Source organism: Pseudomonas sp. GW821-FHT01C01 (assembly GCF_059422645.1).
Map to the genome: position 1 here is coordinate 1 of NZ_JBWKXF010000048.1, position 15,089 is coordinate 15,089.

14 protein-coding genes are annotated in these 15,089 nt (G+C 58.1%); 8 read left to right on the forward strand and 6 right to left on the reverse strand.

Annotated elements, in window-relative coordinates:
* Positions 1-315: 315 nt before the first annotated feature.
* Entirely contained in the window at positions 316-1,521 is a 1,206-nt protein-coding gene (locus AC07XF_RS22965) for a diaminopropionate ammonia-lyase (RefSeq protein ID WP_495028301.1), read from the reverse strand.
* 91 nt (positions 1,522-1,612) lie between these two features.
* A complete protein-coding gene (locus AC07XF_RS22970) occupies positions 1,613-2,041 on the reverse strand; it encodes a hypothetical protein (RefSeq protein WP_495028302.1) in 429 nt (142 codons plus the stop codon).
* Positions 2,042-2,217: 176 nt separating this feature from the next.
* On the opposite strand from AC07XF_RS22970, the gene AC07XF_RS22975 reads away from it, so the two are divergent.
* On the forward strand, positions 2,218-2,691 hold the full coding sequence (locus AC07XF_RS22975; protein ID WP_204930730.1) for an Lrp/AsnC family transcriptional regulator: 474 nt from the start codon (positions 2,218-2,220) through the stop codon (positions 2,689-2,691).
* A gap of 140 nt (positions 2,692-2,831) precedes the next feature.
* Here the strand turns inward: AC07XF_RS22975 and AC07XF_RS22980 are convergent, their stop codons facing one another.
* The 4 genes from AC07XF_RS22980 to AC07XF_RS22995 form a co-directional block, all read right to left on the reverse strand.
* Positions 2,832-3,791: an alpha/beta fold hydrolase gene (locus AC07XF_RS22980; RefSeq protein WP_495028303.1), complete on the reverse strand. Its 960-nt coding sequence runs from the start codon at positions 3,789-3,791 to the stop codon at positions 2,832-2,834.
* A gap of 16 nt (positions 3,792-3,807) precedes the next feature.
* The gene (locus AC07XF_RS22985; RefSeq protein WP_495028304.1) at positions 3,808-5,220 is read right to left on the reverse strand and encodes an NAD(P)-binding protein; all 1,413 of its coding nucleotides are present in this window, start codon (positions 5,218-5,220) and stop codon (positions 3,808-3,810) included.
* Positions 5,221-5,422: 202 nt separating this feature from the next.
* Positions 5,423-5,908, reverse strand: a complete 486-nt coding sequence (locus AC07XF_RS22990) for an adenosine-specific kinase (protein WP_495028305.1) — start codon at positions 5,906-5,908, stop codon at positions 5,423-5,425.
* A 165-nt stretch (positions 5,909-6,073) separates the two neighbouring features.
* The gene (locus AC07XF_RS22995; RefSeq protein WP_495028306.1) at positions 6,074-7,396 is read right to left on the reverse strand and encodes a DUF1329 domain-containing protein; all 1,323 of its coding nucleotides are present in this window, start codon (positions 7,394-7,396) and stop codon (positions 6,074-6,076) included.
* A gap of 109 nt (positions 7,397-7,505) precedes the next feature.
* Between AC07XF_RS22995 and AC07XF_RS23000 the strand changes: the two genes are divergently transcribed.
* The 7 genes from AC07XF_RS23000 (at position 7,506) to AC07XF_RS23030 (ending at position 15,009) form a co-directional block, all read left to right on the forward strand.
* On the forward strand, positions 7,506-7,736 hold the full coding sequence (locus AC07XF_RS23000) for a hypothetical protein (protein WP_495028307.1): 231 nt from the start codon (positions 7,506-7,508) through the stop codon (positions 7,734-7,736).
* 108 nt (positions 7,737-7,844) lie between these two features.
* The gene (locus tag AC07XF_RS23005; RefSeq protein ID WP_495028308.1) at positions 7,845-8,090 is read left to right on the forward strand and encodes a hypothetical protein; all 246 of its coding nucleotides are present in this window, start codon (positions 7,845-7,847) and stop codon (positions 8,088-8,090) included.
* A gap of 238 nt (positions 8,091-8,328) precedes the next feature.
* Positions 8,329-8,670, forward strand: coding sequence for a hypothetical protein (locus AC07XF_RS23010; RefSeq protein ID WP_495028309.1), 342 nt, complete (start codon positions 8,329-8,331; stop codon positions 8,668-8,670).
* 99 nt (positions 8,671-8,769) lie between these two features.
* Positions 8,770-10,026 (forward strand): TolC family protein, encoded by a 1,257-nt coding sequence (locus AC07XF_RS23015; RefSeq protein ID WP_495028310.1) that lies wholly within the window; start codon positions 8,770-8,772, stop codon positions 10,024-10,026.
* A complete protein-coding gene (locus AC07XF_RS23020) occupies positions 10,023-11,507 on the forward strand; it encodes an efflux RND transporter periplasmic adaptor subunit (RefSeq protein ID WP_495028311.1) in 1,485 nt (494 codons plus the stop codon). Before AC07XF_RS23015 ends, AC07XF_RS23020 begins: the two co-directional genes overlap by 4 nt.
* Positions 11,504-14,662 carry an efflux RND transporter permease subunit gene (locus AC07XF_RS23025; protein WP_495028312.1) on the forward strand — a complete coding sequence of 1,053 codons (3,159 nt, stop codon included), beginning with the start codon at positions 11,504-11,506 and terminating at the stop codon, positions 14,660-14,662. The genes AC07XF_RS23020 and AC07XF_RS23025 overlap by 4 nt, the downstream gene beginning before the upstream one ends.
* Positions 14,659-15,009 (forward strand): copper-binding protein, encoded by a 351-nt coding sequence (locus AC07XF_RS23030; RefSeq protein ID WP_495028313.1) that lies wholly within the window; start codon positions 14,659-14,661, stop codon positions 15,007-15,009. Before AC07XF_RS23025 ends, AC07XF_RS23030 begins: the two co-directional genes overlap by 4 nt.
* The last annotated feature ends 80 nt before the right edge of the window (positions 15,010-15,089 follow it).

Below are 15,089 nucleotides of genomic sequence, written 5' to 3' on the forward strand. Positions count from 1 at the left end.
TGCTTCGCAGCCGGACGCAGCCTTCGGCAGCTGCTACAAGGAAGGCGTAGCGTCTGGGTTCGCCTGACTGATCGGCAATAGGCCATTGCCACAACGCAATCAGTAGCAGCTGGCGTAGCCTGCGTCCGGCTGCGCAGCAGTCGTAAAATCAGCGTTCGCGGTACGTCAGAGAGGTCGTGCAAGCCGGATTTACGACTGCTTCGCAGCCGGACGCAGCCTTCGGCAGCTGCTACAAGGAAGGCGTAGCGTCTGGGTTCGCCTGACTGATCGGCATTAGGCGAGAAGGGCCGCTTTTGACTGTGAATGGGCCAGGTTTCAGGCTTTCGCCAACCACGCCTGCTGGCGAGCACGAACAGACATGGCGGATTCGCCAACCAGTTCGGCATAGACACCTGGAGCCGTGGCGCCCTCAGTGCTTATCAAAAGAATCCGTGACTGAGCGTCGATGCCGACTTCAGCGGCAAGGCTTGGCGAGTTTGTGATGCGTATCAGGCCTGCAAGCCCCGCAACGGCCGATTCACCTGCTTCCAGTGGAATGTCCCGCTGGCTGCCGGCCGCGAGGCGACGCATAGCATTGACCGCTTCGTGGTCTTGAATCGTCATGAAAAAATCGATGCTGGGTTGCAGGAACCTCCAGGCCAAGGGGGACGTTTCGCCACAAGCCAGGCCGGCCATCACCGAGTCCACCGAACCCGTGGCCCTGGCAGCTTTCCCCGCTATTACACTTTGGTACAGGCAGTCCGCCTGCTCCGGCTCAACGACAATAAACGTCGGTCGCTGCTCGCCTTGAAGCTCCCAGAGATAGCTGGCGATACCCGCTGCCAGACCACCGACGCCGCCCTGGAGGAATACATGGGTAAATGCCAGGCCGGTTTCGATGATCTCGGCTGCGATAGTGCCGTAACCCTGCATCACGTCGCGGGGGATGTCCTCGTAACCCTCATAGGAGGTGTCGGAAACCACTCGCCAATCGTTCTTCCGGGCAAGCGCTGCCGCGTCCTCCACCGACTCATCGTAATTGCCGCTGATCCGTATGATCTCGGCACCGTAGGTGGCAATCGCTTGCTCACGTTCGATGCTGACGTTTGCATGCAAGACGATGACGCATCGACACCCGACACTCTGGGCCGCTGCCGCCAATGCTCGACCATGGTTGCCGTCAGTAGCACTGATGACAGTGAAGTCGGCGAGTGCCGAACTGTATTGTCCCGAAAGCAATCCGTGGGGCTCGAAGCGCTGATCCGGGAATTCGCGCAAGATCAGACGAACCAAAGCAATCGGCGCGCCCAACGCCTTGAAACTGCCCAACCCCGAGCGCTTCGATTCATCTTTTACAAGAAGGTCTGCAATCCCGAGTTCTGTGGCCAGATCAGGCAGCGAGTGCAACGGCGTGCTGCCATGGTTAAGTCGCGACCACTGCGACAGCCATGCACTACTCTCATTGGCTTTCTCGACGCTCATGATGTTTTTCAGGGAGTCGGGATAGGCCTGGAATTTTGCTTCAGGGTTGGCAATCAACATAGCGGTTTCCTTTTGGCAAAGCAGGGCCGTCGCCACCGGGGCTGGCCGGTGGCGGGTGAGTTTTTTGGGGAATTACGGGTGAGTGCTCAGTCTATGGACGACTACATCGAGGAGCACTTTTGCGCCATTGAGCAGTTGATCGTCGTCGGTGTGCTCGCGAGGGTTGTGGCTGATGCCTGCACGGCTCGGCACAAAAAATCATCGCTGAGGGTGCAATCCTGGCGATCAGCTGTGCGTCATGGCCTGCACCTGAAGTCATACCCATCATCAAAGGTGCTCGACTACATGGGGCATCTGCTGAGCGCAATGTGCCAAAAATGTTGCCGATGCGATCAACCTGAATCTGCAGGCCAAGTTCCTTCATCCACGCAACGACCTGATCACGCCCCGTTTTTTCTGCATCGGTCAGCGCAATGCGGGTACGACCGCCGTTCACCGGATCAGTACCTACCTCGCCTAAAGCATGGATTTGCTGAAGCAGCACTGGACCGTTGAGGCGAAGATCAGGGTATTTGCTCATGTAGCTCTCCGGGTGCTACGGACGGCCGATAATGCAGCCCACTTGTGAGTTGGCTATGTTTGATGGGTAAATTTTATTTCAATCCAATGCACTATTTTCTTGATTTCTAATCGGTAAATGAATTTTTATTCCGATTTAATCGATGTTAGCGACCTTTTATTCAGAGCCAACGACAAATGAGCCTTGATCATTTTGATTTCGCACTGCTCGAAGCCATCCAGGAGGACGCTACGACCTCGCAGCAGGACCTGGGGGCTCGGGTAAACCTGTCCTCGGCTGCCGTGAATCGCCGTTTGAAGAAGATGAGCACGGATGGCGTCATACGAAAGACCGTGGCGCTGCTGGACCCGGCCCATCTGGGATACAGGCTCACGGTGGTCACAGAAGTAGAAGTGGAAAATGAACGCCTGGATCTACTGGATGAGATGAAGCGCGCATTCCTGGCCTGCCCACAGGTCCAGCAGTGCTACTACGTAGCAGGTGAGTGCGATTTCGTTCTGATCATGTCGGTCAGGAACATGGAGCAGTACACGGAACTGACCAGAACGCTTTTCTTTGAGAGCAATAACGTCAAGCGATTCAAGACATTGGTTTCGATGAGTAATGTCAAGGTAGGACTCAACATCCCGACAACGGTCGGGGAGAGCTGAGGGCGATCAGCTCCTGACCAGGGTCGGTCTTGAACGTGATCTGTCCGGAACAATTTAGTTGGGCACAAAGGTCGTTTCGCAGTCAGGTTTCGTCCTTTAGCGGGCGTGGTTCTCAGGGGGGCCATACCGTAACCTCCCGATCAGAGTCCTTTCAGGAAGCCCAGTAGCAACTCATTGACCTCTGTCGCGCGCTCTTGCTGTATCCAGTGGCCGGCATCTTCGAGGATATGACACCCGCGCAGTCCCGGCAGTGTCTGCGCGAAGGCTTCGATTTGCCGCGGGGAACCCGGAAACCTCAGTACGTCATCGCGCTGCCCGGCAATGAACATCGACGGCTGCCGGATAATGCAACCGCGCCAAGGTGCCAGCAGCGTCCATGAGCGCGTTATGTTGCGGTACCAGTTCAAGCCGCCGCGAAATCCGCTGCGGGTGAATTCGCGGGTGTAGTAGGCAATATCCTCACGGCTTAGCCAGGCTGGCAGGGTTTCGGGCTCGATCATCCCCGCCAGGAAGCCCTGGCCCGGCTGCAGCAGACCGAACATCGGCCGATCAGGCCCGTCCCCCGAGCCACTGAAGTAAATGCGCCGGAGCGACGACTCGACGTCCCTTTCCAACTCGGCCTCGGCCACACCCGGCGTCTGGAAATACTGGATGTAGAAGTTGCTGATTCCCCGGGAGGCAAGTGCGCTCAGGAACTCCACGTGCCCCCGTGGCGAAAAGGGAACGCTCATGCCGACCACTGCGCGGAACAGATCAGGTCGCAGCAATGCTGCGCTCCAGGCCACCGGCGCGCCCCAGTCATGGCCGACGATCACGGCTTGCTGTTCGCCGAGTGCGTTGACCAACTCGACCATGTCGCCTACCAGGTGGAGCGTGGTGTAGGCGTCGAGTTCGGCCGGCGCATCTGTGCCGCCATAGCCGCGCATGTCGGGCGCTACCGCTCTATAGCCGGCGGCCGCCAGTGCAGCAAGCTGGTTGCGCCACGAGTACCACAGCTCCGGGAAACCGTGGCATAGCAGGACCAACGGGCCGGAGCCTTGCGTTGCTACCTGCATGCGGATGCCATTGATGTCGAGCATTTCGAGGTGTGGTTCGTTCATGCGCGCTTCCTGCAATTCAAGCGATGGACCCCAGCAACCGTGGCAGACTCGCCAGAGCCAGCTGCTTGCTGACTGAGAGCCGATGCAGCTGTGCCAGTTTCTCGGTGTCGGTTTCTTGCAGGCCCCTGACTACCGCAGTCTGAAAGTACAAGCGCGCCTGCTTGATCCAGCGGGCCAGGCCTGCGTGCTCTCCCCAGCGTAGTTGGTTACCCAGGTAGACTGCCCAGATTCTGATCCAGTCCGTGGGGACGCGAGGCGCAGGGACCATCATGCAAAGCGCGTTCATTTCCGCTTGATCAGCCAGGTGGCTTTCCACATAAGCGATCAAGGCCGCGCTAAACACGGGTTGGCAGCTGCTTACCATCAACAGGTTGATCTTGCCGCCGTCGAACACCTTCATTTCAGGGAGTGACGGGATTGCACTCGCGCTGCAATCAATGTGCAGAGCATTTGGGCTCGTGGCGATACTGCCCTGGTCGAGCACGATGCGCGTTGGCTCGATAACCCGCACCCTTCCCAGGCGCACGATGTTGTCGATGCGTCGAAGCTCACGTAATTCCGCCTGTGTGACGGTGGCGCAGCGGTAAGCAGTGGGTTCGACGGACTTGTCTATGCGCAGGAGCTGGCCCGCCGCCTCAAGCCTGGAGAACAGGTCCGGGATCGAGTCTGCGGCTGCGATGGCCTCAAATTGCGCCGTGAGGCCGCCGATTGTTCGTTCGAAACTGTCGAGACCAGGTTGCACATTGGCCCGGTCTATCAACCATGGATCGCTCGGCATGATCCAGCAGATTTTTGCGGGCGCAACACCGTTTTGCAGTAACCACAGGCAAGCGTCGATCCCGGTCTTACCCGATCCCACCACTACGTAGCTGGAGTAGGGGTGCTGAATCTTCGGCAGGTTGTTCAGTGGCATGCATTGCACGCCGGGGTCCACCCTGTACTTGGGCGGGTGGGTCGAGGGAACTGCCGTCTGGGCATGGGTGGCATCTACCACCTTTTTGTGCACCTGGATCTGATGGTTTACGCCGCTGACCAGCGAGGTAAAACGGTGGTCGTCAATGCGGTCGCCGGTGTAGTTACACAAGGGAAAGTAACGGACACGACCTGACGGCAGAAACTGTTGATTCATCACCTGGTCGAAGTAACTCACCACTTCGGCGCCGGAGGCTAGCTCATACAAGCCCTCATTCAGTTCCGACTGGTCTTTCGCTCCGCTGCCCAGTTCGCGTGAGTTGACGCCATAGCAGGCCGAGGGCTGGTGCAACCGGACGAACGGGTAGGCATCGTTCCAGTGCCCGCCTGGTCGATCGTGTCGATCCACCATCACGATGCGTGCATTCGTTTCCTTGAGTAGCGTATCGACGAAAGCCATGGCCGTCGCGCCAGCACCGATGATCAGGTAGTCGGTTTCGATCAGATTTTCGTCCATAGGGTTTCGCCTTCCTGAAGGTTGCCTCCCGCTCAACCTCAGTAGATTAGCCACCTGTACCGGGCGCAATAGAATTTATGCTCCTCACACACATAACCAATGGAATTAATCGCTGTAGCCTGAGTGACGACTCAACAGTCGTTCCTGGTTTTGCTGTTTCGATCCCGTCCCGGCTCCGGGCAGACCACTGCCGCTCTGCAATTCACTGCTTGTAGCCAATCTGCCGCAACAGGTTCTTGCGCCACAGGATGTCTTCATCGCCTTCAATGTCTTTGGCACAGAAGCCATCCACCACGCCCAGGATCGCTCGCCCTTGTTCAGTCTCTGCGAGAATCACTTCGGTTGGATTGGCTGTTGCACAAAAAATACGGCATACCTCTGGAACCATTTTTAGGGTGTTTAGCACGTTCAGCGGATAGAAACCGTCGCCCAGGAAAATGATGAAGCTATGGCCTGCGGCAATGGCTCCCGCATTCTTCTGTGCAAGTTCAATCATTGAGATGTCGGTGCCAGACCATCGCACCAGGCATTTGCCAGAGGCCTCACAAAAGGCCACGCCAAACTGGATACCTGGCACGGCATTGACCAGCGCTTCGTGGATGTCCTCGACGGACTTGATGAAGTGCGTCTGGCCCAGAATGAAGTTCGTCACATCCGGCTTGTCGATTTTCAACGTGATGAGTTGCATCTCAAACGCCTCCTTCCACGATGTTGCTACCAGAGTCCGGCAACAAACCAAGCATAGCTACTCATTTGTTGTTGCTCCGTCCACTGACTGCTTTTGGCTGTGGATTCAACCGGGGGATTTGTGATTCATCGGTCATGCAGGATCGGGCGTTATATCACCGTGGACCTAGCGAATGCCGGTACCCGCCATGGTCTCTGGCACCCACTGCGCCGTCGATAGCGGCTCGATGTAGTGGATACCGCCATGAGGGCCGACCACGCCATTGATGTTATAGGTGCCAAGCGACAGGTCATACGTCATGAAAGGGGTGGCATCCGGGACCTGCTGGTCATAGCTCTGGCTGAAGAACGCGAAGGAGCCACGGTAAAGCTGGCCACTGGTGTCGTACTGATCGGAGGCCAGAGCGGCCCAGGTATCTTCATCCAGGTAAAAACGGCGCTTCTGGTAGATGTGCTTTGCCCCAGGCTTGAGGTTGCCCTCCACGACGTAGACCCGGTGCTTTTCCCAGCGTACGAAATCCGGGGCAATGAAGTTTGGCGTGGTCAGCGATTTTGCATCGCGAACGTAGGTCAGTTTGTAGGTGTTGTAGGGCACGATCATTTCTTGCTTGCCCACCAGCGTCCAGTCATACAGCTCCAGTGCTCGGGCGGTACCGGGGTTGGGTGTGTCGTAGGCCAGGATCGAAATCTGTTTGACGCGGCGCTGGGCAGGCATGTACTGCCAGGCGCGGCCAGGACGCTGCAGCGGGTTGGCGGCGTTCTTGAGCATGATCGACTCACCGGCCCGGCGCGCAGGTCCGGTGTAGGACAGTTTCATCTGATGATAAATGTCGGAGTTGTTGAAGGGCTTCGACAGGTTCTCGTAAATCGGGAAGGAGACGAATGCCTCGCCGGTGACCGCCAGGCTCGGCACACCCGCCGAGTCGACGTTCCAGGAGTCGTACTTGGAATGGATGTTGACGCCCTGGTAGCGCAGCAGGAAGTTCCACATCGCTTCGGCGCCTGACTGCGGGATCGGGAACGGCACTCCGGGCATGACATTGTCGATGGCTATCCCGCCATTGAGGGATTTGGCGTTAGTGGCATTAGTGCGACTGTTGTCCAGTATCGCCTGGGGGAGCGACGCGGTGCGGTGGGTTGGATACACGTCGATGCGGTAGCCAGGATAGCGTTTGGCTAACGCGACGGTGGTGGCGGTCAGCATGCCTTTGTACGAATCGACGTTCTTGCCGTTAATCACCAGCAGCGGTTTTTCGCCTGCAAAGGGGTCCGGGCGCATGCTGTCGCCGGCCTTGAAACTGGCCGGGGCGGTGGTCAGGCCACCGTTGTAGGGCGGAATGGAGCCATCGGCATTGCCGGCCTTTTCAGCACCTACCCACGTCAGGCTGGTGCCCAGTCGGGCGGCTTCCTGACCCGATACATAGGCTTGAGCATCAATGGCCAGCGCCATGAAGAGTGGGGCAGCCAAAAGACTTTTCACGAATTTCATATTGTTATTCTCCTGCCTGGCGTACCCGGCAACTCGTGACTCAGGCGCAGCGGTCGCATCCGTCGGCTCAAGCGCCAACAAGACCGGTTCAATCGCCAGAGGCTTTTTCATGACTGCCATTAAAGAGCCCCCGAATCGGGGGCGCTTTTCATTCGACGACAGTCTCTTGGCTATTCATGACAGGCCCGGAATTACCCTCGCAGGCAAGGTGGCTGTGGTTGCCCCGGACAGCTTGCAAACCTGCACCACAAGCCAGTTCTTCTGCCTGGAACAAACCGGGTGTTTCGAAGGTATTGGCGCGGCAGGTGAGCGTGACAATCGCTTGGCTGTATTTCCCTGAGGAATCATTAAGTTACTAAATGGTCATAACCATATGGCTAATCGCTGTCCGGATGAAAACTTCGAGCAGCCACAACCATTCCAAATCTCTGACGTTTAGGACCTTCATATGAATCGCGCAATCATCATGATCCTGGCCATTTTCAGCTCCTTCCTGTTGGGAGGCTGTGCCCCTCACTGGGATGATGGAGAAAGGTATGGCGGATATCACAACCATGATCATCGAGGTGGTTACTACCAAAGGGACGACGATGATCAAGGCTATAACCGCCAATATGATCGTCGTGACTATGATCGACGTGACTATGATCGCGATCACCGTCGCTACCGCGATCGCGACGACAACGACGACTGATGCATCAACGTCCTGGAAAGGTGGGGATTGGTTGATCAGCTTCCGGCCCCACTACCTGGACAACCTCTCTTGCCTGGTAGCAATGGCATAGGACGACGGTGCGGCGAGGCGTTGTTTTTTGGTAATGCTGGCTTAATTCTGATTCGTTGATATCGCACGCTCTCTGCTGCGTAAGGCAGCCGGGAACGTGCGTTCAACCGATTGTTTGTATTATTTCCGACGACTACACTGCAACCCCATGAAACGCTATCTGCGGTTTTTCCTCATCTTCATGATCAGCCTGGCGCTTCCCCTCAGCGGGATGGCGGGCGTTCAGGCAGCGGCAGAACCGTGCCCGATGAAGACGATGGGCATGGCGATGATGGACGACATGGGGATGGACTGCTGCAACGATATGAAAAGTCCTTCCGAGCACGGCAAGCCTTGTAAGCCGGGCCAGGAATGCAAGACGGGGGGGATGCTGCAAGTCTCGATCTTCAAACCTCCTGTAACGATCTTCAGCCCCGAAGTGATTTCATTTTTCAGCGACTCCCTGCCCGTACAGACCCCGTCCGGGGTATGGCGACCCCCTCGCGTTTGATTCCTGCACCTCATTGAGCCTTATTCCGCATTAGCGGGATGGACTGGCTGTGCGCATGTCTTTTGATGCGTGCAGTGGATGATTACAGGAATCGTAAACATGAACTCCAAGTGCTATTGCACAGGTTGGTCCCTTGTGGCTGGCCTGGCGGCAAGCGTACTGGCATTGCCGAGCCTCGCCGCCGCATTGACGCTCGATGAAGCGTTGCGACTTGCCGAAACCAATGCGCCGTCGCTGACCGCACAAGACGCCAAAATTCAGGCTGCCAGCAGCGCAGCCATTCCAGCCGGTGAGCTGCCTGACCCAAAGCTGCTACTGGGTGTGCAGAACTACCCCGTGGGTGGTCCTGATCGCTGGAGCATCGACCAGGACTTCATGACCATGCAAATGGTCGGGGTCAGGCAAGAAATGCCGAACAGCGCCAAGCGCAAGGCGCGCATTGAAGTTGCCGATGCAGCTGTGGATCGAGCAACTGCGGAGCGTCGCGTTGAGCGATTGAACGTTCGCCAGTCCACGGCATTGGCCTGGATCAGCAGCTATTCAATTGAACGTAAAGATGCGCTGTTCCAGGACTTCTACAAAGAAAACCGCCTGCTGGCCGAGACCGTCCGAGCGCAGATTGCCGGTGGCCGCGCTCAACCCGCCGATGCGGTAACGCCCAGGCAAGAAGCGGCTCAACTGGCAGAGCAGCAGGACGATTTGATTCGTCAGCGATCACAGGCCCGGGCAGCCCTCAAGCGCTGGATTGGCTCCGCCGCTAACGACAAACCTGTGGGCCGCTTGCCTGAATGGCCTGTCGATACCTCAGACTACTCCCATAAGCTGCAACACCATCCAGAGTTGGCAGCCTATGCGCCGATGACCCGCGAAGCACAAGCCAAGGTTCGGGAAGCAGAAGCGCAGAAGCAGTCGGACTGGAGCTGGGAACTGGATTACCAGCACCGTGGCCGTGAGTTTGGCGACATGGTCAGCGTGCAGCTTTCATGGGACCTGCCGCTGTTTCCTGACTCTCGCCAGAACCCCAAAATTGCAGCTCAACAGGCTGAACTCAGCCAGCTTGAGGCCGAACGCGAGGCCCTGTCACGCGAGCATACCCAGCAACTGGAGAACGAACTGGCTGACTATGAGCGCCTGAATCGTGCCGTGCGTCGAAACCAGGAAAGCCTGTTGCCGCTGGCCAGGGAAAAGGTAGAACTCAGCATGGCCAGTTATCGTGCCGGCAACGGCGATTTAACCGCCGTGATTGCCGCCCGACGTGAACTCATCGAAGCGCGACTCAAACAGATCGACGTGGAAGAGCAGCGGGCACTGACCAATGCGCGTCTGTATTTTGCTTATGGGGAGTCCAGCCAATGATCCTTAAAAAATGGAACGGGGCATTACTGGTGGGCATCTCGCTGGCCTTGGGAGGTGCCGGTGGATACTGGTTCGCTCAACAGCGTGTGAGCGCAGTACCGGTTACCGCTCCGGAGAAGGGTCCTGATTCACCGGACGAGCGCAAGGCTCTGTATTGGTACGACCCCATGTACCCGCAGCAAAAGTTCGACAAGCCGGGTAAGTCCCCCTTCATGGACATGCAACTGGTCCCCCGGTACGCCAGCGGGGCAGGGGATCATGCGACCGTCAGTATCGATCCAGGCCTTACCCAGAATCTCGGTCTGCGCTTTGCCACAGTCACCCGTGGAATCTTTGACTCCAGCCTCGAGGTGACAGGTGTCCTGGCGTTCAATGAGCGAGATGTCGCCGTGATTCAGGCACGCACCACGGGCTTTGTGGAGCGCGTCTATGCCCATGCTCCCGGCGATGTGCTCAAGGCCAACGCGGCGCTGGCGGATATCCTGGTGCCGGAGTGGGCCGCCGCCCAGACAGAGTTCCTTGCCCTCAAGCGCAACGGGGATGCTGACCTGTTGGCTGCGGCCCGCCAGCGACTACGACTCACAGGGATGCCGGCGACACTCATTACTCAGGTTGAGCGTGGCGGCAAGGTTCAGCCCTACCTGACGCTCACCAGCCCCATTGGCGGTGTGCTGCAAGAACTGAATGTACGTGCCGGTATGACCGTGGCGGAGGGTGAGACTCTGGCCCGCGTCAATGGCTTGAGTAGTGTCTGGCTAGCCGTGGCCGTTCCCGAATCGGATGCCGGATCTATCACCGTGGGGCAGGCAGTCGAAGCGCGTTTGCCAGCCTTCCCCGGGACAATCCTCAGTGGCGAGGTCAGCGCCATTTTGCCCGAGACCAATCCGGACAGTCGCACCCTTCGCTTACGTGTGGAACTGCCTAATCCGGACGGGCGCCTCAGGCCGGGTTTGACGGCGCAGGTACGCCTGAGCCGTTCGACTGAGAAAAGTGTGTTGTGGGTGCCGAGCGAGGCGGTCATTCGCACTGGCCGACGTGCCTTGGTGATGCTTGCCGAGGACGTCGGTCGATACCGTCCGGTGGAGGTGCAGCCCGGGGAGGAAAGCGATGGCAAGACGGCGATATTGAAAGGTCTGGAAGAAGGCCAGAAGGTTATTACGTCTGGCCAGTTTCTGCTCGACTCGGAGGCCAGTCTCAAGGGCATTGTTGCAAGCTCGCAGGAAGAGTCAGCACCCAATGCAGCAGCCTCCAGTTTGCATGAGGCGGATGGGCAGATCGTTGAAATCAACGACAAAGAAGTCACACTCGCCCATGGCCCATTCAAGACGCTGGGCATGCCTGGTATGACGATGACGTTCCCACTCGCCAATCCGGCGCTGAGGCAGGGTCTCAAAACGGGCGACAAGGTTCGGGTTGCGGTGAGCCAGACGGATGACGGTTTGCGTGTCGAGCGCCTGGACAAATCGGGGAGCCAGCCATGATCGCTGCCCTGATTCGTTGGTCGGTAGCCAACCGATTCCTGGTGCTGCTGGCGACTCTGTTCGTCACGGCCTGGGGTGTCTGGTCGGTGCAAAGCACGCCCATTGATGCGCTGCCTGACCTCTCTGATGTACAGGTGATTATCCGCACTCCTTATGCAGGACAAGCGCCGCAGATTGTCGAAAACCAGGTGACCTACCCGTTGGCCACTACCATGCTTTCGGTGCCGGGCGCCAAGACCGTGCGTGGTTATTCCTTCTTTGGCGATAGCTTTGTCTATGTGCTGTTCGAAGACGGTACTGACTTGTACTGGGCCCGCTCGCGTGTGCTGGAATACCTGAGCCAGATACAAAGTCGCTTGCCGGCCAGCGCCAAACCCGCGTTGGGGCCGGATGCAACAGGAGTCGGCTGGATCTATCAGTACGCACTGGTAGATCGCAGTGGCGGACACGACCTGGCGCAATTGCGCGCATTGCAGGACTGGTTCTTGAAGTTTGAACTCAAGACTTTGCCGAACGTTGCGGAAGTGGCAACGGTGGGTGGCATGGTCAAGCAGTACCAGGTGCAACTTGATCCGCTCAAACTGGCCAGTCTTGGCATCACTCAGGCAGAGGTGAGCGACGCTATCGGCAAAGCCAACCAGGAAACCGGTGGGGCCGTGCTGGAGATGGCGGAGACCGAGTTCATCGTGCGGGCTTCCGGCTACCTGAAGACGCTCAATGACTTTCGGGCGATCCCGCTCAAGTTGGGTTCGGGGAGTGTGCCGGTAACCCTTGGCGACGTCGCCACGATTCAGTTGGGACCGGAAATGCGGCGCGGCATCACCGAACTCGACGGTGAAGGCGAGACGGTAGGCGGCGTGGTGATATTGCGCAGCGGCAAGAACGCTCGCGAGACCATTGCAGCGGTCAAGGCCAGGCTCGACGAACTGAAAAGCAGTTTGCCGGCCGGGGTGGAAATCGTCACCACCTACGATCGCAGCAAGCTGATCGACCGCGCCGTTGAAAACCTCAGCCACAAGCTGATCGAAGAGTTCATCGTCGTCGCGTTGGTCTGCGGGATCTTTCTCTGGCACTTGCGCTCATCCCTTGTGGCGATCATTTCGCTGCCGGTGGGGGTGCTGATCGCTTTCATCGTCATGCGCTACCAGGGGATCAACGCCAACATCATGTCCCTGGGCGGGATAGCCATCGCCATCGGTGCGATGGTCGATGCCGCCGTGGTGATGATCGAGAACGCCCACAAGAAAATTGAGGCTTGGCACGTGGCCAATCCAGGAGAGGAATTGAGGGGCGAGCGTCATTGGCATGTAATGACCGAAGCGGCGGCAGAGGTAGGGCCGGCACTGTTCTTCTGTTTGTTGATCATCACCCTGTCGTTCATTCCGGTGTTCACCCTGGAAGCACAAGAGGGACGACTGTTCGGTCCACTGGCGTTCACCAAAACCTACGCCATGGCCGCAGCGGCGGGATTGTCAGTGACCCTGGTGCCAGTGCTCATGGGCTACTGGATTCGCGGACGGATTCCCAGTGAACAACAGAACCCGTTGAACCGCTGGTTGATCAGGATCTACCAGCCAGCCCTGGACGCCGTCTTGCGTCAACCCAGAATCACACTGCTGGTGGCGCTGTTGGTTTTTGTCAGCGCGCTATGGCCAATGTCTCGCCTGGGTGGCGAGTTTCTCCCGGCGTTGGACGAGGGCGACCTGCTCTATATGCCATCGGCCCTACCGGGATTGTCGGCGCAGAAAGCGGCGCAACTGCTGCAACAGACCGATCGCTTGATCAAGACCGTTCCAGAGGTCGAACACGTCTTCGGTAAAGCCGGGCGTGCTGAAACCGCGACAGACCCGGCACCGCTGGAAATGTTCGAAACCACCATTCAGTTCAAGCCGCAAGAGCAATGGCGTCCAGGCATGACTCAGGAAAAGCTGGTGGAAGAATTGGATCGCGTGGTGCGCGTTCCCGGTTTGACCAACATCTGGATACCGCCGATTCGCAACCGTATCGACATGCTGGCTACCGGGATCAAGAGCCCCATCGGCGTGAAGGTTGCCGGCACCAATCTGACGGAGATCGATGCCGCGACTCAGGCGGTCGAGCGGGTGGCCAAAGATGTGCCCGGTGTCAGTTCGGCTCTGGCCGAGCGCCTGACCGGTGGTCGCTATATAGACGTGGACATCGACCGCAAGGCCGCCGCCCGCTATGGGCTGAACATCGCCGATGTGCAATCCATCGTGGCCGGTGCCATCGGTGGTGAAAACGTAGGGGAGACCATTGAAGGGCTTGCGCGTTTCCCGATCAACGTACGTTATCCACGTGAGTGGCGCGACTCGCCAGGTGCCTTGGAGCAATTGCCGATCTACACCTCGTCAGGCAGCCAGATCACCCTCGGCACCGTGGCGAAGATCAAGATCACGGACGGTCCGCCGATGCTCAAGAGCGAGAACGCACGTCCTTCAGGCTGGGTGTACATCGATGTGCGAGGTCGGGACATTGCATCGGTGGTCGCCGATCTGCGTCGGGTCGTCAATCAACAGGTCAAGTTGCAGCCAGGAATGAGCCTGAGCTACTCGGGGCAGTTCGAGTTTCTCGAAAGGGCAAACGCACGCCTGAAACGGGTGGTGCCTGCCACGCTGTTGATCATCTTCGTGCTGCTCTACCTGACGTTCGCTCGCTTCGATGAGGCCTTGCTGATCATGGCCACTCTGCCGTTTGCACTGACGGGAGGGGCGTGGTTCCTCTACCTGCTGGGGTTCAATCTGTCGGTGGCCACGGGGGTCGGTTTTATCGCGCTGGCCGGTGTTTCTGCCGAGTTTGGCGTCATCATGCTGCTCTATTTGAAGAATGCCTGGGCCGAACGTGAAGACCTTGGCGACAGCACTGAGCGCGGGCTGCTGGCAGCGATTCGTGAAGGCGCTGTGCAGCGCGTTCGCCCCAAGGCCATGACCGTCGCCGTGATCATTGCGGGTCTGTTACCCATCCTGTTGGGCAGCGGAACCGGCAGCGAGGTGATGAGTCGCATCGCCGCGCCCATGGTCGGCGGTATGGTCACGGCTCCCTTGCTTTCCCTGTTTGTCATTCCGGCAGCTTATCGCCTGATGCGCCGCCGACACCTGATTGCTGAACCCACTCACCACCAAGGAAAAATCCTATGAAACTGATCCGGATCGCAGTTGCAGGCTCCCTCGTGACGCTGTCTCTTTCGGCCCTGGCAGAAGACATGCCGGGCATGAAAATGGACGGCATGGAGGGCATGCAGATGAAGCAGGAAACAAAGCAGACTCCAGTGGCCAACGCCGACGGAACGATCAAGGCTATCGATACGACGAAGCATACGGTGACCATCTCTCACGGCGCTGTACCAGCCGTGCAATGGCCACCGATGACCATGGCCTTCTCCGTAACGGAAGACCAGCTGACAGGGCTCACGGCCGGAGACCGCGTATCGTTTTCCTTTCGGATAGAGGGCGGCAAGGCCACGATTGTGTCCATTAAAAAGTAAAACAGCAGTAGTGAAAATGACCGACACGCTTTGTCGTGCCGGTCATTACCAATGGATCTACTCGCCGAGGGAGCCGGTAT